An 18,346-nucleotide genomic window follows, 5' to 3' on the forward strand; every position below is an offset into this window, starting at 1 on the left:
TTTTAATGTTCATTTTTTCACACAGTACACCGAAATTTAACCCCAGGCAAGAGGTTAAACACTTGTTAATGACAGTTTGATTTTAATGCGTAATTTTTAGTTTTAATACAGAAACTTAAACTAACAATCTTTGTTTTTTGATGATAAAACAACCACCAGCAGTATTGTTAGGATAAAAATTAGCCAAAGATAAAGACTGAAAACCTAAGTTCATTTGAAAAATATTATTTACACTTTGAATGATATATTACAATCCAAAGCCGGACTAACATGGTGAGTAACTGGTGGGTTCTCAAAGAGAACGCTACCCTAGGCAATCTAGGACAGCGTTACGCAATTAGAAATTAGCAGGGGTTGTAGCACTGATCAGCCGACAAGGCTCATCGAAGGGATTGCGAAATCGATGGGGTAGCTCACTATTAAAGTAATAGCTATCACCCGCTTCTAAGATATATACCTCGTCGCCAACGGTAAGCTCGAACTTACCTTCAATCACCATGGCAGCTTCTTCACCTTCGTGTTTCAGCATTTCCTCGCCCGTATCCGAACCCGGTGGATAGGTTTCACTCATCACCGACATGGCACGATTGGGAAAATCACGACCAATCAATTTGAATTCTAATGGCCCTGTACCTATGTTGAGGAGTTCATCGGAGCGATATACCACTTTTTGCTCACACTCAATTGAAGCTTCAATTGAGAAAAAATCGACTAAAGACATAGGGATACCCGACAATACTTTTTTCAAAGAACTGACGGATGGGCTAACACTGTTTTTTTCGATCATTGAAATCGTACTGTTAGTCACACCAGCACGCTTAGCCAACTCGCGTTGAGATAAGCCTTTCATTTTTCGAACAGTTCTGAGACTGGCTCCAATATCCAAATTTCACATCTCCCCAAAGGATCGGTCGCCCCGATAGATGAAGAACGGTTGTTCAGGATAAACACCATCCCAAACACATTTTAGCCCTAAAAGCGTGAGTTTAATCGCTTCCGTTGTATTCTAGCTAAAAAGTGTGTTAAATAAAACGAACACTTTAAAGCAGTATCACAAAAGTGTGATGAGTATACTGAGACAAGCCCAATTTACAATAAAAACAATTTTTTGGAGCCCTAATGGCCACTAAACCTCCAGTGCATAGTGAACAATACCCTCACTCTTATTATCTTGATACTGCTAAAGAAATTTACGCTCACCCTCAACTTGAAGGCAGCATAACGGCAGATGTTTGTATTGTGGGTGGCGGCTTTAGCGGCATTAACACAGCGATTGAGCTAAGACAGCGAGGCTTAAGTGTGGTGTTGCTTGAGGCAAAACGAATTGGCTGGGGCGCTTCAGGACGCAATGGCGGCGAGCTGATCCGAGGTATTGGCCATGACCCAGCGCAATTTATAAACGAAATTGGACAAGAAGGTGTTAGTGCGATCCAGCAAATGGGCTTTGAAGCCGTGGAGATCGTTAGAAATCGGATACAGACCCATGATATCGATTGTGACTTACAAATGGGCTATTGCGATCTTGCAGTGAAGCCTCGACATATGATTGAGCTTCAAGACGAATTCGACAGTCTTAAAAGCCTAGGATATCAGCATGAAATAAAGCTGCTGACCCAATCCCAACTCAGTGAAGTTATCGGCTCAGAATTTTACCAAGGTGCCCTAGTGGATATGGGAAGTGGCCATTTACATCCACTTAACTTGGCCTTGGGTGAGGCTCGTGTTGCCCGTGAATTAGGTGCGCAATTATTTGAATACAGCGCCGTAGAAAAGATTATTTCAGGCAATAAACCGCGAGTATTAACGGCAAAAGGCGAAGTGACTTGCCAATATCTCGTACTCGCAGGCAACGCCTATATTGGCCATAAATTAAATAGCTACATCGGCGGTAAGGTGCTTCCTGCGGGGAGTTATCTACTTGCAACTGAACCACTCACAGAAGCGCAATGCCAAAGCCTTATCCCGCAAAACATGGCATTTGCAGATATGCGAATCGCCCTAGATTACTTCCACTTATCAGCGGATAGACGCTTACTGTTTGGTGGCCTTTGTACTTATTCAGGCAAAGACCCAAAGGATATAGAGGCAGCGCTTAGGCCCAATCTTGAAAAGGTATTCCCACAATTAAAAGGCGTACGCATCGATTACGAATGGGGCGGCATGATAGGCATTGGCGCCAACCGTATGCCGCAAATTGGTCGCCTACCCGATGCGAGTAATATTTTTTACGCCCAAGCCTATGCAGGTCATGGCGTAAATGCCACCCACATGGCAGCAAAACTCCTAGCCGAAGCCATTTGTCAGCAAGCAGGATATTTTGATGTATTCGCCAAGATTAAGCATATGACCTTCCCTGGCGGCCCCACATTCCGCTCGCCTATGCTGGCTGCAGGTATGCTGTACCACAGGTTTAAGGACTTATTCTAAGGTTTGCTCTGTCGTTGGATAAACGCGCAAGTATCCAACGACCTATAGGGCGCGGGTTAATTTAATCCGCCTACGCCGCCTTGCCCACAGAATAAAAGGCAGTGAACCAAGATAATGCACGATTAACGCCACCAACACGCCAAAACCGATACCACTGGCGGTTAACGGGATGCCAGGCTTAAAGTTAACAATAGTCTGCTCTAAATATTCAAAACGAGCGGGATTGAACATATAGGCGGTTTTCTCGAAGAGATTGCCCTGCTCAAAAGTCTGCATTCCCTGTTGAAGTGTTTGCAGCAGAGCCAACGTCTGGCGCTTTTGCTCGGCATCCGCCCTAACGCTAGGCTCTTCATTTTGCAAATGGCGGGCGATCATGGTTTCCACATCGCTGAAGTGATACGCCTTAGCCGTGGCCTTATAGCCCTCAACTTGCCATTGAGTCGAAGTATAGAGCCCCGCCAAAAATTGCTGATAATGATCGGCTAATTGGGGGAGTTGCAGCGCCATCACTAAGATAAAGCCAAAGATCAATTTATCGAACAATCTGGTTATCATGACAAACTCCTTGATAAGTCAAAGGACATATCACCGTCAATTGATTGCGGCAAGGTTAGCATTCCGAAGGACTGCACTCCACCTAATATCGTTTAACGCTCGATGGGTAAATCGTTGCGACTGCCCCAGTCCGCCCAAGAACCATCGTAAAGTACAGCATCAGTATGCCCCGCAGCGACCGAGGCTAAGATTAAAATACAGGCGGTAATACCCGAGCCACAGCTAAAAATCCTTAACGGTTTATCGCTAACAAGCCCTTGAAACAGCTTAACCAATTCGGCCACATCTTTGATTTTGAAGCCATTGAGCACGTCACCAAAGGGGAGATTGACCGAATGGGGAATATGCCCGCTGCGCACTCCAGGTCGCGGCTCACTCACTTGGCCTAAAAAGCGCGCCGATCCCCGTGCATCAATAATTGCACTATCGCTATCATCAAGTTTGGCTAACACAGCCTCAGCATCCATCACCTTCGCAGGCTGATATTCCAGTACAGCAGTCAGTTCCTCACTATCGCTTGCGCCATAATCTATCCCTTCTTCCTGGTAGCGAGATGAGGTGACTCTATCTTCAGCCATCCATTGAGGTAAGCCACCATCGAGCACATACACACGGTGAAATCCCATTACTTTGAAAATCCACCAAGCGCGCGGAGATGAATAAATACCTTGATTATCATAGATAACAACCACGCTGTTCGGGCTAATACCAAGCTTGGCAATTCCTTCTACAAACTGTTCAAATTTGGGTAACGCATGGGTTTGAGAAGACGTTTTATCGCAAAAATCCTCTTCCACATCAAAGCACCTCGAGCGAGGAATACATACAGGCTCTGAATAGACAATCGGCTCTTTGCCCAAAACCACGGCCATACTGGCGTCGAGTAACACTAAATCAGGCGAGGTAAGATGCGCTTCGAGCCATTGAGTACTGACGAGAGGATATTCCATTGGTTGTCCTTATTGTTGTTTTATTGATTCAAATTCAACACCCCATCGCGATTATCTTGCATTAATGGCGTATTGAAGTTTCGAGGTATTTTGACAGCAATTTAACCTGAAAACGCCCCCTAAATACTTTCAAAATGATTTAGGCTTTGTGGTGATTCACCTCCACTAAACCAGCTATTTTCTACAGGTGCAACAAGCATTTTTCGATAACCTTGATACTTAACGGCCTATAATCGCTGAATCAAAACTAAGCCAATACATTGAATAACAATATAAAAAATACGCTCAACTTTAGTTACTGCAAAGAGTAAACCGAGGTAGCGCCAGATAAACCATCTTATCTTTAACCCTAGCTCATCAGCTAGCCATCTTCGCCTTCACGACTTCTAGTCTCATAGGTACCGTTTACTCGTTATCTGTAGGTAAAGTGAGAGTCACAATTGTATGTGCACAGCTCAAAATAATTGGCCTCATAATAAAGACTTATGCTATAAGTTACCCCATTAGGAATAGGCTAATATGGACATAAAATGCGTGTTTGCGGTGAGACTAAGGCTAAAATTGAGCAGCGATGTTTTTCGACACTGTTTTTTTTACTGAGTACCTCACTATTATTGTTATTCTTAGTCAGCCATCAAGCTAAAGCTCAAGAAAGTCAAAATGTTATACAAAACTCCTCATCTCAGACTGTTACCTTAGCAGCCGAAGACAGTTGGCCCCCATTTGCAAACCAGTTTGGCCAAGGCATTTCTCATCGACTGATCGAAGCCGCATTTAAACAAGCTCACATTGAGGTCAATAGTCTTGTTGTGCCCTACAGCCGAGCCTTGATGATGGCCGAAAAAGGGGCTGTCGATGGAGTATTTAATGTCACCAGAGAAGCCAGCACTGAGCAACGTTTCGTCTTTGGGCAGATGCCATTATTTGTCGCAACAGCCTCATTCTATCAACGAAAGCAACGTTCTTTACTTGCTGAAAACAAATGGCAAATACCAAAAGGCAGCAATGTTGGAGTAATAAAAAGCTATGAATATGGGGACGAATTTCCTGAATTAGTCAAACAACGTCAATTGAACATCGTCACGGTCGCCACCCAACAGCAACTTATCAATTTACTGCTGATTGGCCGAATCGATGCGGCTGTTATGTTTGATCTTGTCGCACAAGAAAACCTGCAAAAAATGGGTGTAAGCGATGAAGTCATCGCCGCCTTTGACAACCACAGCAGTCAGATTTATTTAGCGTTCTCGAAGGAAAACCCTAAAGCTGCGTTATTGGCTAAAGCCCTCGATCAAGGCTTATCCATGCTGAAAGAAAATGGCCAATATCAGCAATTGTTGAGTGCTAATTAATTACCTAATCCAGCCTTGAAGTTAGCTCCCCACACTCTGTCCTTGAATGCGGATAATCTCTTGATTGACCCACTGCAATAACTGTTTAATGGCTTTAGATAAAATCTGATTTTGGCGCACAATATAGCCTAGGCTTGTACTTGGAAAATCCGGCAGTGGTGTCACCTTACTCTTTAAGTTTGTCTTAGTGTAAATGGAAAACTCAGGCACAATAGCCACCCCAAAGCCAGCCTCCGCCCAATCGATTTGGGCATCAACACTGCCGACTTCCATAATCCGATAGCGAGGCAAATTTAAGCTAGGTAAGGCGGGATCAAGCAGCTCGCGGGTACGGGTATCGTGCCCAAGTAAAATCAAGGTAGGTTGCTCCGCTAATGGCATATCATCACGCCCTTGACTCTGCTGCCATAGCGCTAAATTGTTCCCAAGTGCGCACCATTTGATTTGCTGCAACTCAGTAAAATGTAGCGGCTGACTTTCCTTTTGAGCGATAACAAAACCTAAATCCGCCTCGGCATTGGTGACCAGTTCCGAAGCTTGAAACGAAGTCGTATTAAGCAGGGAAAAATCAATCCCGGGGAATTCCGCTTTAAACAATTGAAAAGGCTGAATTAACAAAAAGCGAGAAATGATGTCGCTAGCCGCTATGGTTAAGGTACCTTGGCTAAGATCGTTGATGGCATTGAGATCCGCCTGACACACTTGCAACTCCATCAAGGTCTTCTGGCTGCTCTCGAGCAAACGGAACCCCGCCTGAGTTAACCTAAACGGATTGCGTTCAATCAACTTCACCCGCGTGTTCTGCTCAAGTTGTTTGATATGTAGGCTGACATTGGGCTGTGTCATATGCAGCGCCGCAGCTGCTTTACCAAAGTGTTTACACTCAGCCAATGTCACAAAGGTTTTTAGCCAATGAAGTTCGAGCATTGCTTTTATCTCCATCCATCATTCCCAATTGCGTCATGATATATGACTTTCTTATCGATGCGATAACTATAATTAATTTCTCTTATTCGATAACGGGGTCTAGCATAACCGCTTAATTCCTGTGGAGATGATGTTATGCCGTCTATCGTAGTTGTGGGTGCAAATTGGGGTGATGAAGGCAAAGGCCGCATCGTAGATTATTTAGCCGCTGATGCTGCTGCGAGTGTTCGCTTTCAAGGCGGTAACAACGCAGGCCATACAGTCGTAAACGACTATGGCACCTTTAAATTACACCAATTACCTAGCGGTATTTTCAATCCAAACTGCGTTGCAGTACTTGGCCCAGGCATGGTGATCAGCCCTGAAAAACTCAGTGTTGAAATCGCCGAAGTCGAAGCGGCTGGCATTGAAGTTAAGTTATGCATTTCTGACCGCGCAACCCTTTGCTTACCTATCCACGCACTGGAAGATACCTTAGAAGAACAACGCTTAGGCGATCTGGCCTACGGTTCAACCCGTCAAGGTATCGCTCCCGCCTATGGCGATCGTGTGATGAAAAAAGGCATTCTGGTTGGTTGGTTAAAGCAACCCGAAGTACTGCAAGAGCGCATTCAATTTATGCTTGATTGGAAGCTACCACAGTTAAAGGCGCTCTATCCAAGCTGTGACTTCTCCCAAACTGCCGCCGAAATGACTCAGTGGTTATTAGATGTCACCGCGCCATGGCGTCCCTTTATCTGTAACGTGACAGAGCCATTAAAAGCGCTGCAAAAACAAGATGCTAACTTACTGTTTGAAGCGCAATTAGGCGCAGGTCGTGACTTAATTTACGGTGAATATCCGTACACAACCTCTTCTAACGTGACGGCGGCTTTCGCAGGTTTAGGCAGTGGCTTACCCGCGCTGCGCCCAGAGCGCATCATTGCCGTAGCCAAAGCCTTTAGCTCATCTGTCGGTACAGGTACTTTAGTTACCGCGATGGAAGAGCAGGATGACTTCCGTAAAAACGCCAACGAGTTTGGTGCGACTACGGGTCGTCCACGTGATATGGGTTACTTCGATGCCGTTGCTACTCGTAATGGTGTTGAGCTGCAAGCAGCAACTGAAATCGCCCTGACCAAGATTGACTGCCTGACAGGCATGAAAGATCTCAAGATTTGTGTTGCCTACGACGGTGAGCACACTGAGAACCCAATTTGGCCACAAACGGCTGCATTAAGCCCAGTGTATGAGCAAATGGAAAGCTGGAGTGAAGACATCACCACTTGCCGTACCTTCGAAAGTCTGCCAAAGGCTGCACAACATTATGTTGAACGCATCGAAGCCCTCATGGGCGTGCGCGTCAGCATGGTGTCAGTTGGACCTGAGCGCGATCAAATGATCATTCGCTAACGCATCGATTACCCTACAAAAAAGCCATATTCGTTTCGGCGAATATGGCTTTTTACTTTTGCTTTTTATACTCATCCCCCATTCCAATGGGACTGAGCGACTCTCTTGGGTTTTGTTTCACAAAATAAACCGCTAGACTGCGCTCAAATGAATAATCCTATATCGATGATTTTATGCCGCAATTTAGCCCGACTTATTCTTTTCCTGTGCAAATTTACTACGAAGATACCGACTTTTCTGGTGTGGTGTATCACCCGAACTTTTTGAAATACTTCGAGCGCGCCCGTGAGCATGTGATTGGCGCCGAGCGTTTACGCGAGCTCTGGCAACAGCAACAATTAGGTTTCGCCGTGTATCGCAGTGATATGTTGTGCCACGAAGGCGTGGAATTTGCCGACATCATCGATATCCGCACTAAGTTCTACTTTGAGAGTAAATACCGCACTGTATGGCAGCAGGAAATTTGGCGACCCAACGGCAAAAAACCTGCGGTTACGGCCACCATTGAAATGGTCTGTATGAATCAAGCGCGACAACTCGCGCCGATGCCAGCAGAGTTAATAACTCAATTAAGCTTAGGAATGTGACCCCATATTGACGCAAAGCATTTTGGGAGCAGGACGAAGTCGATGCCAGTGCATCTCAAGCTCTACTGCCCGCATTGGCTTGGCGTAGCATATGCCTTGAATCCGATCGACGCCCATCTTGACTAAGAAATTAAGCACCTCTTGGGTTTCGACGCCTTCGACCGTTACCTCATAACCGAGTTTTTTAGCAATATTAATGCTGGCCTCAAGGATATATTCAGAGGGTTCGTTCGGTTTCAGATCCTCAAGAAATGCTTTATCAATCTTCACTTCGTTTGCAGGTAAGTGTTTTAAATAAGCGAGGGAAGAATGACCAGTACCAAAATCATCGATGGCGAGTTTTACCCCAAGGCTGCGGATTTGCGCTAAGGTATCAACGGCTTTATTTAAATCTGCCATCAAAGTACTCTCAGTAATTTCAATCATTAAGCATTCTGGCGGTAACTGGTAATGCTTTAGGCGCGCATCGATTTCATGGGGTAAGGTTTCACTATCGAGATCGCGAGTCGATAAATTCAACGCAACACAAACAGAAATCCCCGCTAATCGCCATTTTACCTGCTGCTGGAGCACTTGTTCTAAGGCCCAATGGCTAACGAGATCGATCATACCCGCGCATTCGGCAAGTGGGATAAATTCCCCAGGAGAAACCAATCCTAGCTCTTCATGTTCCCAGCGGATTAATGCCTCGACCTGAGTGCATCCGCCTGAAGCAACATCCTGCTTAGGTTGGTAAACCATGTATAAATGATTGCGTTGTAAACCATTAGGCAAGCTATCAATAATCTTTAATTCTCGCAGCTGGCGAATATCGTCATTCTCACTGTAACAGGCAATTTCGATTCGAGTTGAACGGGCTTTTTTGAGTGCCAAATCGAGTCTTCTGAGCATATTACTCACGTCGGCATGGTGCTGCGCTAATTGCAAACAGCCAATTTGTAGGCGCACACTGACTGGCGTATCCTTAATTTTAAAGGGTACCTGCAAGCGACCACGTAAATGCAGCAACGACTCCTGCGACAAACTCTGCTCATAATAGAGAAAAAACTCATCACCATTTAAGCGGGCAATCAGTTTCGGCTTTAGGCTTAAGCCAGTTAACCGCTCGGCAAACTGTTTTAGCAAAATATCGCCAAACACAAACCCAAAAAGATCGTTCACATAGCGAAAACGATAAATATCAATAAGTACTAAAGTACCTTGTGTGATAGGCATTAACGAAGCCAGTGCGCGTTTAAGTCCAACACGATTATTTAACCCTGTCAGCTTATCTTTGCCCATGCCCGCGGGTAACGCGGCTAACATCTCATTTAAGGAATGATACAGGGACGCATACTCTTGCGGCACGTCTGTAATGTTAAGTGGGCTTCGGTCCGTCTTTTGCTTTTCAAGTTGAGGGCATAACTGTGCTAAGAATTGCTGCTGTTGGCGCAATGCTTGGGATCTTGTGCGTAAAAGAAACAGCACGGCGATCAAAACGATAACCAACGCTAAACTGATAAACTCCAGAATAACCATATCTAGGCCTCAATCTTACAGCGTAAGCTAATGACCAATATTTCCTCACCATAGGACAAGATTAATTTCCTTCTAAGCCCTAGGATTACTGGTAACTTTCTTTGATTGAATGGAATTTATCCATAAATTCATCACTTGCTAAGTCATTCGCCGAGACGGGCAATCCACGGCTAACAAACACATCCATCCGCTGCTCAAAATCAGCTCCTGCGCGTAACTCACCAGTGTAAAATGCCGCGGCGCGAATAAAATCTAAGTAGGTAACATGGTCGGGTAAATAGGGCAAATCAGCCCATCGCTCAACCACTTCCATCACCTCTGGTGCAAAATCCCAACTTTTTAACACGGCACGACCTAAAGGGCCTTGCATTTTACGTACTAAAGAACGCAATTGCTCAATACTGGTAAATAACTCAGGATGGGCCTCCGCCTCGGTGAGCACAGGCAAAGCACCGATATTATGGACTAAACCTGCAAGGGTTAAAGTGTCTAAATTTAACTGGCTAGGACGACGCTTATTGTACATCTGCAATATGGCACAAGCCGCGGCCGTCACATCGATAGAAGTACGCCAAACCTCATCCATCACTTCCCACACCATTTCATTGGTGGAAATAAATAGCTGCTCCATCGCCACTGATGTCGCAATACTCTTAATTTGGATTAAGCCAATACGGGAGACTGCGCTATTAATACTCTCGGCGGGAATCCCACGACTATACAAGGCACTGTTGGCCACTTTAATAATACGCGCCGAAATGGCCGCATCTTGACCGATCACCTCTGCCACTTGCTTAAGACTTGCATCTGAGCGGCTCACCACTTCTTGCACCCGCATGGCGACTTCAGGCAAGGTTGGCAATACTAAGGCATCATCTTTTAATTTTTTAAGTAATCCGACTAACAGTAGATGTTCAGTAGACATCTTCGCTCCCATCAATCTGCAAACATAAAGCGGTAATAGTTGGAGTATATCAGTTGACGATCATTTGATGGGCAGAAAAAAGCATCAGACGTTAATTATTTGTATGACGCTGTTATCAATTTAGTCTCACGACAAAACATTTTACGCTTTGATATCTCAGATTAAGTTAAAGGTGAAAATCAATGGAAACACACAAATGGATTAATGGTCTCGCGCGATCGTCAGAGCAAGAATGGTAGGTATATTCGTAAAACGCGAACTATACCTAATCTTAGACGTAGCAATTTGCATAACCCTACTTTGATTGTGTAAAATGCCGCCCCCGCGCACTGCGCCTCCATCTACCAACCAATTCGAGAGTCATTATGTTTAAACCAGAGTTGTTATCTCCCGCTGGGACGCTGAAAAACATGCGTTACGCCTTTGCCTATGGTGCAGATGCCGTGTATGCCGGTCAGCCGAGATACAGCCTAAGGGTACGTAATAACGACTTTAAAATGGAAAACCTAGCCACAGGTATCGAAGAAGCCCATGCGTTAGGTAAAAAGCTTTATGTGGTGAGTAACATTGCCCCCCACAACGCTAAGCTCAAAACCTATATCAAGGATATGGAACCCGTAGTGGCGATGAAGCCCGATGCGCTGATCATGTCAGACCCAGGTTTAATCATGATGGTGCGTGAAGCCTTCCCTGAGCAAGTGGTGCATTTATCGGTACAAGCCAACGCCATTAACTGGGCATCGGTCAAATTCTGGCAGACCCAAGGCATTAAACGGGTGATTTTATCCCGCGAATTATCCTTAGATGAAATCGAAGAAATCCGTCAACGCTGCCCGGATATCGAGTTAGAAGTGTTTGTCCACGGCGCCCTGTGTATGGCCTACTCTGGCCGCTGTTTACTGTCGGGTTACATCAACAAACGCGATCCAAACCAAGGCACTTGTACTAACGCCTGTCGCTGGAAATACGATGTGCATGAAGCGCAGCAAACCGACTCGGGCGATATCATCGCTCTGTCGCCACAAGCTAATGCGGTGCAAATCGAGACGCCGACCTTAGGCGCGGGTCCTGCGACCGACCAAATCTTCCTGCTGCAAGAAGCCAATCGCCCCGGCGAATACATGCCAGCGTTTGAAGATGAGCATGGCACTTATATCATGAACTCTAAGGACTTACGCGCAATCCAACACGTTGAGCGTTTGGCCAAAATGGGCATCGACTCGCTGAAGATCGAAGGTCGTACTAAGTCGTTCTACTATGTGGCCCGTACCGCCCAGCTATACCGTCAGGCCATCGACGATGCCGCCTCAGGCAAGAGCTTCGATCGCAGCTTAATGAACCAACTCGAAGGCTTAGCGCACCGCGGCTATACCGAAGGCTTCTTACGTCGCCACGTGCATGATGAATACCAAAACTACGACTATGGCTACTCGGTTAGCGATACCCAACAATTTGTCGGTGAATTAACCGGTAAACGCAATCTGGCTGGCCTTGCCGAAATCGAAGTGAAGAACAAATTCTCTGTCGGTGATAGTGTTGAATTAATGACGCCGCAGGGCAATATCAGCCTCACTATCGAACAACTCGAAAACCGCAAAGCCGAAGCGGTTGAGGCAGGTTTAGGTTCAGGCCATACCGTTTACTTGCCCGTGCCAAAAGAGGTTGATCTGAACCACGGTATTTTACTGCGTAACCTGCCTCAAGGTCAGGATACCCGTAACCCACACGAAGCAGGCTAAGGCATGGCATTACTGATCGACGACAGCTGCATCAATTGCGACATGTGTGAACCTGAATGCCCAAATCAGGCCATCACCATGGGGGAAGAAATCTATGAAATCGACCCAGACCGCTGCACCGAATGCGTAGGCCACTACGATAAGCCGACCTGCGTCTCCGTCTGTCCGATTGATTGTATTGACCCTGACCCTAACCGCGTCGAGTCCCACGACGAGCTGTTGGTCAAATTTGCCATTCTCACGCAAAAAATTTGAGTGAGCGTCAGCCGTTTAAACTTAACAAAAAGCCCCGCAATGTAAGCGGGGCTTTGTTTATCGGTTGATTACAACCACGTTCGCATCAGCTTAAGCTTGGGGATTTAGCTAAAATCACCGTCGGTTTTGCCTCAAGCTGCAAACGCACAATGGCATCGGCCAGCTTTTCAACGCTTAAGCGGATCGGCGTAGGTAAGCTAGCAAATTCGATACTGAGCAGCAGGTTTTTCACCTCAAGCCCTAACTCGGTATCGCCTTCAATGCTCAGTTTACGCTGGAAAAACAGCGTATCTGGGTCTTCTTTCGCCGCCGCAACCAACAATAATTCCGCAGACTTGGCACTAAATGTCACTTGGGCATCGGTCAGTTCACGCACCTGCCAACGGCCATCGAAACTCACTTCAAAATGCAGATTTAGATCTTCAACTCGAATCGCAACCCACTTACCTGCCAAAAAATCTAACTCGCCATCTTCGGCCTGCGATGCCAGCAACTGTGTTAGTAGTTGGCTTAGCACCTTGGCCTTGAGGCTAAAGGGCACTTTAGAGAGTGGCAAACGGATCAGTTTTGGGGTGAGTTCTAACAATTGTTTAGCAAGATTAGCTGAAAAAACAGCGGACATAAGCAGTTACCTAAGGATAAAAAACACTATATCTCCCAGTTTACCGAGATTTTATGATCTTAAACCTGTTTTAAATCAATTCACCGCCATTCAATCTTCCCTACACTCTGCCCCTGTTATTTTATCGGGAGCACCATTATGGAGTTGTTGTGTCCAGCAGGAAACCTGGCCTCGCTAAAGTCGGCGCTGCAGGCCGGAGCCGATGCTGTCTACCTTGGGTTAAAGGATGATACCAATGCACGTTCATTCGCGGGCTTAAACTTCACCCCTGCAAAATTACAGGAAGCCGCCGAGCTCACCCATCAGCGGGGCAAGAAAATCTTCCTCACCTTAAATACCTTTCCTAAGCCAAATGAAGAGCACCGTTGGTATCAAGCTATCGACTTGGCGGCCAGTATTGGCGTTGATGCCTTAATCGTTGCCGATCTGTCGCTGCTCGACTATGCCCACAGGCAATATCCGCATATTCCGCTGCATTTATCGGTACAGGCCAGCGCCACCAACTTGGGCGCACTGAGTTTTTATAAAGAGGCTTTTAATATCGCGCGGGTGGTATTACCCAGAGTGCTGTCGATGAAACAAGTACGTGACTTAGCCAAGGTCAGCCCAGTCGATTTAGAGGTCTTTGCCTTTGGCAGCCTGTGCATTATGGCCGAAGGCCGCTGCCACTTATCCTCCTATGTTACCGGTCAATCGCCAAACACTGGTGGCTCTTGCTCGCCAGCGAAACACGTGCGCTGGCAGGAACAGGGCCAAGACAGGCTGACTCGCCTCAACGAGGTCTTAATTGATAAATCAGGGCTCGATGAACAAATGGGCTATCCTGTGGTCTGTAAGGGCCGTTATCTCACCCAAGACGATGATAAACCGCAATATCTGCTCGAGTCTCCCACCAGCTTAAATACCCTTAGCTTGCTGCCTGAGCTTGCCAAGGCGGGCATAGTGTCACTCAAGATTGAGGGGCGTCAACGCAGCCCAGCCTATGTGGAGCAAGTGACTAAAGTTTGGCGTCAAGCGATTGATACTTATCTTAAACAGCCAGATAAATTCCAGACGCAGGCCCATTGGGAGCAAGCCCTAGCAAAAGTCTCCGAAGGTCAAATTACCACCTTAGGCGCCTACGAGCGTGACTGGCAATAGCCCTAGCAATAACCACGAAGAAGAAACGATTATGAAAATTTCCCTCGGCCCACTGCTCTATTGCTGGGAAAAACAACAGGTCATCGACTTTTACCAGCAAGTAGCCAACAGCCAGATCCCATTAGTTTATCTGGGTGAAGCCGTTTGTAGCCGTCGACGCGAACTCAAGTTTGGCGACTATCTTGAACTGGCCAAAATGCTTAAATCTGCGGGTAAAGAGGTGGTGCTGTCGACGCTCGCCCTAATCGAAGCGCCCTCTGAATACACTGAGCTTAAACGCCAAGTCGACAATGGCGAATTTAGCATTGAGGCCAACGACATGGCGGCCGTGTATCTCGCCAAGGAGCACAAGCTGCCCTTTGTCTGCGGCGCCAGCATCAATAACTACAACCGCGCCAGTTTAGATATTTTGCAGCGCTTTGGCATGCAGCGCTTTGTGATGCCGGTAGAACTGTCGAAGACTTGGCTTAGCCAAGTGGTCGCGCAAAAGCCCGAATTCGAAGTCGAAGTACTCGGCCATGGCTACTTGCCGCTCGCCCACTCGGCGCGTTGCTTTACTGCAAGGCATCAACATTTGTCGAAGGACAGCTGCGAAACCGTTTGCCGCCAATACAGCAAGGGTTTACTAGCACAAACCCAAGAAGCTCAGCCTTTGCTGAGGTTAAATGGCATTCAAACCCAGTCGGCCAGCTGTGTCGATTTGCGCAGCGAAATCAATGAAATGATAAAGGTTGGCGTAGATGTGTTTCGGGTTTCGCCCAGCAGCGTAGCCTGTATCACTCAGGCCGATACGCTGGTCGAGGCATTAACTAGCGAGGCAACGGACGCTCAGTTTCCTCTTAGCGATGATCACTGTAACGGTTACTGGTTTGGCGAAGCAGGGCTAAAATCCTTGGTCAGATAAAAGACATAGCCTACTTCACTCAAGCGTTTGCTGCTGGGTCAATGTGGGGATACATGATGGTGGTGTTAATAGCAGCGCCACCGTCCAACTTAATAGACTCCCAAGCCCAATCCATTCCAGCAATGCAGGCCACCATAAATCGGGCCTTGGCAATTGCAGTACCATTTCTTGATAGAAAGGTCTGTCTCCTTCCGTTAAGCCCAATGCTAACAGCGGCACATAGAGAAAAGTCATCATACTGAGCAATACCAACAGCGCTAATAATATCGTCAAGCGCTGACGGTGCTGCGAGCCGAATCCCACCCATAGTAGATAACAAATTGCACTTAAGCTGCCAAAGTAGAAAAACCATTTAAGTGCGAGGATATGCAAGTGATACACATTGACTGGAAATAGCCCAACACAGGCTAAGGCTAAAAACGTCAGTGCTAAAGCGCAAAAGAAAGGATACCCCCAAAACCCGCTTACAGTCTGTAGGGAGGAAAGACAATAAAAAACAACGCTTAAACTGCCAAAAAATAAACCGCCATTGAGCACCACGGCAAAGCTAGAATGGCCATAGGTACCCAATTCACTCAGTGTATGATTTAAAAAATTGAAGGAGCGTGTTTCAGAATAATCAAATCCGAATACCGCCACACAGATCCCCAGCATCAATCCAAAAATACCAAGAAAACCAAACTTAGTGGCAAGTGCCGAGCCCCTTGTTGCCATATTCATTTTTATAACAGTCATGGATAATTTAGCCAAACCAAAGTAGTACTAACTTACATGGAATTACAAAGAATTAAAGCGGCCCCTATCCTCTTTAGCGTAATATTTTATTTCATCACTATTCGCGATTTTTTAGTCATCGCAAAAACACTCCGAATTTAGTCATTTTTCAATAAAATATATGCAAATCCAAAGTTAAAAATGAATAAATAATCACAATAAATTCAATTATCGCTGTATCGTCCCAAAAGGTTAACCCATCATTGCCACCAGTGTTAGTTCGCTCACATTAAGTTAGCAACAACTGAAGCCCCGATACGATTCATGGACAAAAAAGCATCTAAAAGTGTATTTAGTGAAGATCCATTGAGAAAATTTTGAACAAAATATCACAAAAAAACCAACAACCCCAAGAGTAAAACAACTCAATAAACAATTCGCAACACAACAATGTAATCACTTGATTCAATTAAAATAATCTGCATAAAAACGCTATTTTACGCCCAAATCATTCATTAGAAATCGCCCAAATAACTATGCTATTTTGCTGCTTATCTCAAACAAATTTCCGAATCGTTTTACATAGCGGCGCTAAGCGAGTAATCTTCCCCCTTCTCGATTTTGAGTTGAATTAAAATGCACCTCACCCCAGCAAAGAATGCGGTTTTGAGAGAGCATTGATTCAAGTTTATTTGTGCGACTCGTACTTTAAGGTGTACACCATTGGCTACTGAACATAAAAACCGCAACATTAAGACGATACTCACCTTTATCGTCCCTTCGCTGATCGGTCTGCTGCTGTTTATGACCCCTATCAGCTATAACGATGCGATAACTATTCCCATCGCAATCATCTCTAAAGCACTGCAAAGCGTGTTAAGCGATGTATTAACCTTAATCGTGACTGTGATTGTTGTCGCCATGGCCTTTGCCTCTGTGCTGACAAAGTTACTCAAACCTAAGTTTGTGCTGAACAATCACTTCCTCAATGGTTTACTCAATATCAGCCCGCTGTGGCTTACCACCCGTGTCGTTGGCGCTGTCTTTATCGTGCTGACCTACTTTGGCATTGGCCCCGAAGCGATTAACTCTTCAAGTACCGGTGCCTTAGTGCTGAACGATTTGTTACCGGTACTCTTCTCGGTGTTTATCTTCGCCGGTATGTTGCTGCCACTGCTATTAAACTTCGGTCTATTAGAGCTATTTGGTACTCTGCTGACTAAAGTGATGCGCCCCGTGTTTAACCTGCCAGGTCGCAGCGCCATCGACTGTATGGCCTCTTGGTTAGGTGATGGTAGCGTTGGGATCCTGCTGACCAGCAAGCAATACGAAGCGCGTTTTTACACCCAAAGGGAAGCCGCGGTTATCGGTACCACCTTCTCGGCGGTGTCAATTACCTTCAGCTTAGTGGTGATCTCACAGGTGAAGTTAGAGCATATGTTTGTGCCCTTCTACCTGACCGTGTGTTTAGCGGGTTTTGCGGCGGCCGTGATTGTACCTAAGTTACCGCCACTGTCGTGGAAGAAGGATAACTATATCGACGATACGCCACGTCAACCCGATGATGAGATGATCCCCGCAGGACACGGCGCACTCTCTTGGGGCTTTGATAAAGCGCTCGAGAAAGCGGCCAGTGCTGGTGGTATCAAAGCCGTCTTAAATGAAGGTATTAAAAACGTTATCGATATGATATTTGGCATTCTCCCTGTAGTAATGGCCATTGGTACCACCGCGCTGATCATCGCCGAGCATACGCCTATCTTCAATTACTTAGGTATGCCATTCATTCCGTTACTGGAACTGCTGCATATCCCAGAAGCCACCGAAGCCTCTAAAACTATCGTTGTTGGCTTTGCCGATATGTTTATCCCGTCGATTTTAGCCAGCTCTATCGAATCGGATATGACCCGCTTTGTGATTGCCGCGTTATCCGTAACCCAGCTAATTTACATGAGTGAAGTGGGCGCACTGCTGATTGGCAGTAAGATCCCAGTGAATTTTGTTGAGCTTTTTGTCGTGTTCGTACTGCGCACCTTAGTGACTCTGCCAGTAATTGCCGGCGTGGCTCACCTGCTGTTCTAAGCGCAACATAACCTTAAATATCAAGGGGAGTCAGATTAACTGACTCCCCTTTTTTGTACTCACTATCGCCCTACTAATAACCGTACGTGCAACTTTCACTGCGAAATAATGATAATAAACGCCCTGAATAGATAAAATGCCATGCCCCACGAGCAGCCAACCTCTGCATCTAAGCATCACCCAACTCCGCGGAGCTATGCAGTCTATTTTTAACTTACTTGTGCCCGTCAGATACAAAAAAGCGGTAGCGCTTTATG

17 protein-coding genes are annotated in these 18,346 nt (G+C 46.0%); 9 read left to right on the forward strand and 8 right to left on the reverse strand.

Annotation, left to right across the window (positions count from 1 at the left end; genetic code table 11):
- Window positions 1–337 precede the first annotated feature (337 nt).
- Window positions 338–886, reverse strand: a complete 549-nt coding sequence (locus IEY09_RS02660; protein ID WP_037415400.1) for a cupin domain-containing protein — start codon at window positions 884–886, stop codon at window positions 338–340.
- Window positions 887–1,119: 233 nt separating this feature from the next.
- On the opposite strand from IEY09_RS02660, the gene IEY09_RS02665 reads away from it, so the two are divergent.
- A complete protein-coding gene (locus IEY09_RS02665; RefSeq protein WP_188869718.1) occupies window positions 1,120–2,427 on the forward strand; it encodes an NAD(P)/FAD-dependent oxidoreductase in 1,308 nt (435 codons plus the stop codon).
- A gap of 42 nt (window positions 2,428–2,469) precedes the next feature.
- Here IEY09_RS02665 and IEY09_RS02670 read toward each other — a convergent pair whose 3' ends face one another.
- Window positions 2,470–2,982 (reverse strand): DUF2937 family protein, encoded by a 513-nt coding sequence (locus IEY09_RS02670; RefSeq protein WP_069454462.1) that lies wholly within the window; start codon window positions 2,980–2,982, stop codon window positions 2,470–2,472.
- A gap of 92 nt (window positions 2,983–3,074) precedes the next feature.
- Complete coding sequence (locus tag IEY09_RS02675) at window positions 3,075–3,932, reverse strand: sulfurtransferase (RefSeq protein ID WP_188869721.1); 858 nt, start codon at window positions 3,930–3,932, stop codon at window positions 3,075–3,077.
- A gap of 530 nt (window positions 3,933–4,462) precedes the next feature.
- Between IEY09_RS02675 and IEY09_RS02680 the strand changes: the two genes are divergently transcribed.
- Entirely contained in the window at window positions 4,463–5,284 is an 822-nt protein-coding gene (locus IEY09_RS02680; protein WP_188869723.1) for a substrate-binding periplasmic protein, read from the forward strand.
- 21 nt (window positions 5,285–5,305) lie between these two features.
- Here the strand turns inward: IEY09_RS02680 and IEY09_RS02685 are convergent, their stop codons facing one another.
- Entirely contained in the window at window positions 5,306–6,211 is a 906-nt protein-coding gene (locus IEY09_RS02685) for a LysR family transcriptional regulator (RefSeq protein WP_188869813.1), read from the reverse strand.
- A 135-nt stretch (window positions 6,212–6,346) separates the two neighbouring features.
- On the opposite strand from IEY09_RS02685, the gene IEY09_RS02690 reads away from it, so the two are divergent.
- Window positions 6,347–7,603: an adenylosuccinate synthase gene (locus IEY09_RS02690; RefSeq protein ID WP_037415384.1), complete on the forward strand. Its 1,257-nt coding sequence runs from the start codon at window positions 6,347–6,349 to the stop codon at window positions 7,601–7,603.
- A 173-nt stretch (window positions 7,604–7,776) separates the two neighbouring features.
- The gene (locus IEY09_RS02695; protein WP_037415381.1) at window positions 7,777–8,190 is read left to right on the forward strand and encodes a thioesterase family protein; all 414 of its coding nucleotides are present in this window, start codon (window positions 7,777–7,779) and stop codon (window positions 8,188–8,190) included.
- Here IEY09_RS02695 and IEY09_RS02700 read toward each other — a convergent pair.
- Complete coding sequence (locus IEY09_RS02700; RefSeq protein ID WP_088585927.1) at window positions 8,179–9,708, reverse strand: putative bifunctional diguanylate cyclase/phosphodiesterase; 1,530 nt, start codon at window positions 9,706–9,708, stop codon at window positions 8,179–8,181. The genes IEY09_RS02695 and IEY09_RS02700 overlap by 12 nt on opposite strands.
- 85 nt (window positions 9,709–9,793) lie before the next feature.
- On the reverse strand, window positions 9,794–10,633 hold the full coding sequence (locus IEY09_RS02705) for an HDOD domain-containing protein (RefSeq protein WP_037415376.1): 840 nt from the start codon (window positions 10,631–10,633) through the stop codon (window positions 9,794–9,796).
- Window positions 10,634–10,998: 365 nt separating this feature from the next.
- Here IEY09_RS02705 and trhP point away from each other — a divergent pair, with 365 nt between their 5' ends.
- Window positions 10,999–12,372, forward strand: coding sequence for a prephenate-dependent tRNA uridine(34) hydroxylase TrhP (gene trhP, locus IEY09_RS02710; RefSeq protein WP_037415375.1), 1,374 nt, complete (start codon window positions 10,999–11,001; stop codon window positions 12,370–12,372).
- A 3-nt stretch (window positions 12,373–12,375) separates the two neighbouring features.
- Complete coding sequence (locus tag IEY09_RS02715) at window positions 12,376–12,627, forward strand: YfhL family 4Fe-4S dicluster ferredoxin (RefSeq protein ID WP_011621854.1); 252 nt, start codon at window positions 12,376–12,378, stop codon at window positions 12,625–12,627.
- A gap of 85 nt (window positions 12,628–12,712) precedes the next feature.
- Here the strand turns inward: IEY09_RS02715 and ubiT are convergent, their stop codons facing one another.
- The gene (ubiT, locus tag IEY09_RS02720; protein WP_055647294.1) at window positions 12,713–13,249 is read right to left on the reverse strand and encodes a ubiquinone anaerobic biosynthesis accessory factor UbiT; all 537 of its coding nucleotides are present in this window, start codon (window positions 13,247–13,249) and stop codon (window positions 12,713–12,715) included.
- Between the two features lie 138 nt (window positions 13,250–13,387).
- On the opposite strand from ubiT, the gene ubiU reads away from it, so the two are divergent.
- Window positions 13,388–14,389, forward strand: coding sequence for a ubiquinone anaerobic biosynthesis protein UbiU (gene ubiU / locus IEY09_RS02725; RefSeq protein ID WP_188869724.1), 1,002 nt, complete (start codon window positions 13,388–13,390; stop codon window positions 14,387–14,389).
- Between the two features lie 31 nt (window positions 14,390–14,420).
- Window positions 14,421–15,293, forward strand: coding sequence for a U32 family peptidase (locus tag IEY09_RS02730; RefSeq protein WP_188869726.1), 873 nt, complete (start codon window positions 14,421–14,423; stop codon window positions 15,291–15,293).
- A 15-nt stretch (window positions 15,294–15,308) separates the two neighbouring features.
- Here the strand turns inward: IEY09_RS02730 and IEY09_RS02735 are convergent, their stop codons facing one another.
- Complete coding sequence (locus tag IEY09_RS02735) at window positions 15,309–16,028, reverse strand: DUF998 domain-containing protein (RefSeq protein WP_037428556.1); 720 nt, start codon at window positions 16,026–16,028, stop codon at window positions 15,309–15,311.
- 702 nt (window positions 16,029–16,730) lie between these two features.
- Here IEY09_RS02735 and IEY09_RS02740 point away from each other — a divergent pair.
- Window positions 16,731–18,089, forward strand: a complete 1,359-nt coding sequence (locus IEY09_RS02740; protein ID WP_188869728.1) for a YjiH family protein — start codon at window positions 16,731–16,733, stop codon at window positions 18,087–18,089.
- Window positions 18,090–18,346 lie beyond the last annotated feature (257 nt).

The organism is Shewanella xiamenensis, from assembly GCF_014647135.1.
Classification (GTDB): domain Bacteria; phylum Pseudomonadota; class Gammaproteobacteria; order Enterobacterales; family Shewanellaceae; genus Shewanella; species Shewanella xiamenensis.

What these genes read in the sequence shown, in the direction of transcription:
- IEY09_RS02730 (WP_188869726.1), top strand. Translation starts at nt 14,421, where the DNA reads ATGAAAATTTCCCTCGGCCCACTGCTCTATTGCTGGGAAAAACAACAG.
- IEY09_RS02690 (WP_037415384.1), top strand. Translation starts at nt 6,347, where the DNA reads ATGCCGTCTATCGTAGTTGTGGGTGCAAATTGGGGTGATGAAGGCAAA.
- ubiT (WP_055647294.1), bottom strand. Translation starts at nt 13,249, where the DNA reads ATGTCCGCTGTTTTTTCAGCTAATCTTGCTAAACAATTGTTAGAACTC.
- ubiU (WP_188869724.1), top strand. Translation starts at nt 13,388, where the DNA reads ATGGAGTTGTTGTGTCCAGCAGGAAACCTGGCCTCGCTAAAGTCGGCG.
- IEY09_RS02670 (WP_069454462.1), bottom strand. Translation starts at nt 2,982, where the DNA reads ATGATAACCAGATTGTTCGATAAATTGATCTTTGGCTTTATCTTAGTG.
- IEY09_RS02735 (WP_037428556.1), bottom strand. Translation starts at nt 16,028, where the DNA reads ATGACTGTTATAAAAATGAATATGGCAACAAGGGGCTCGGCACTTGCC.
- IEY09_RS02675 (WP_188869721.1), bottom strand. Translation starts at nt 3,932, where the DNA reads ATGGAATATCCTCTCGTCAGTACTCAATGGCTCGAAGCGCATCTTACC.
- IEY09_RS02715 (WP_011621854.1), top strand. Translation starts at nt 12,376, where the DNA reads ATGGCATTACTGATCGACGACAGCTGCATCAATTGCGACATGTGTGAA.
- IEY09_RS02665 (WP_188869718.1), top strand. Translation starts at nt 1,120, where the DNA reads ATGGCCACTAAACCTCCAGTGCATAGTGAACAATACCCTCACTCTTAT.
- IEY09_RS02700 (WP_088585927.1), bottom strand. Translation starts at nt 9,708, where the DNA reads ATGGTTATTCTGGAGTTTATCAGTTTAGCGTTGGTTATCGTTTTGATC.
- IEY09_RS02705 (WP_037415376.1), bottom strand. Translation starts at nt 10,633, where the DNA reads ATGTCTACTGAACATCTACTGTTAGTCGGATTACTTAAAAAATTAAAA.
- IEY09_RS02695 (WP_037415381.1), top strand. Translation starts at nt 7,777, where the DNA reads ATGCCGCAATTTAGCCCGACTTATTCTTTTCCTGTGCAAATTTACTAC.
- IEY09_RS02685 (WP_188869813.1), bottom strand. Translation starts at nt 6,211, where the DNA reads ATGCTCGAACTTCATTGGCTAAAAACCTTTGTGACATTGGCTGAGTGT.
- trhP (WP_037415375.1), top strand. Translation starts at nt 10,999, where the DNA reads ATGTTTAAACCAGAGTTGTTATCTCCCGCTGGGACGCTGAAAAACATG.
- IEY09_RS02680 (WP_188869723.1), top strand. Translation starts at nt 4,463, where the DNA reads ATGCGTGTTTGCGGTGAGACTAAGGCTAAAATTGAGCAGCGATGTTTT.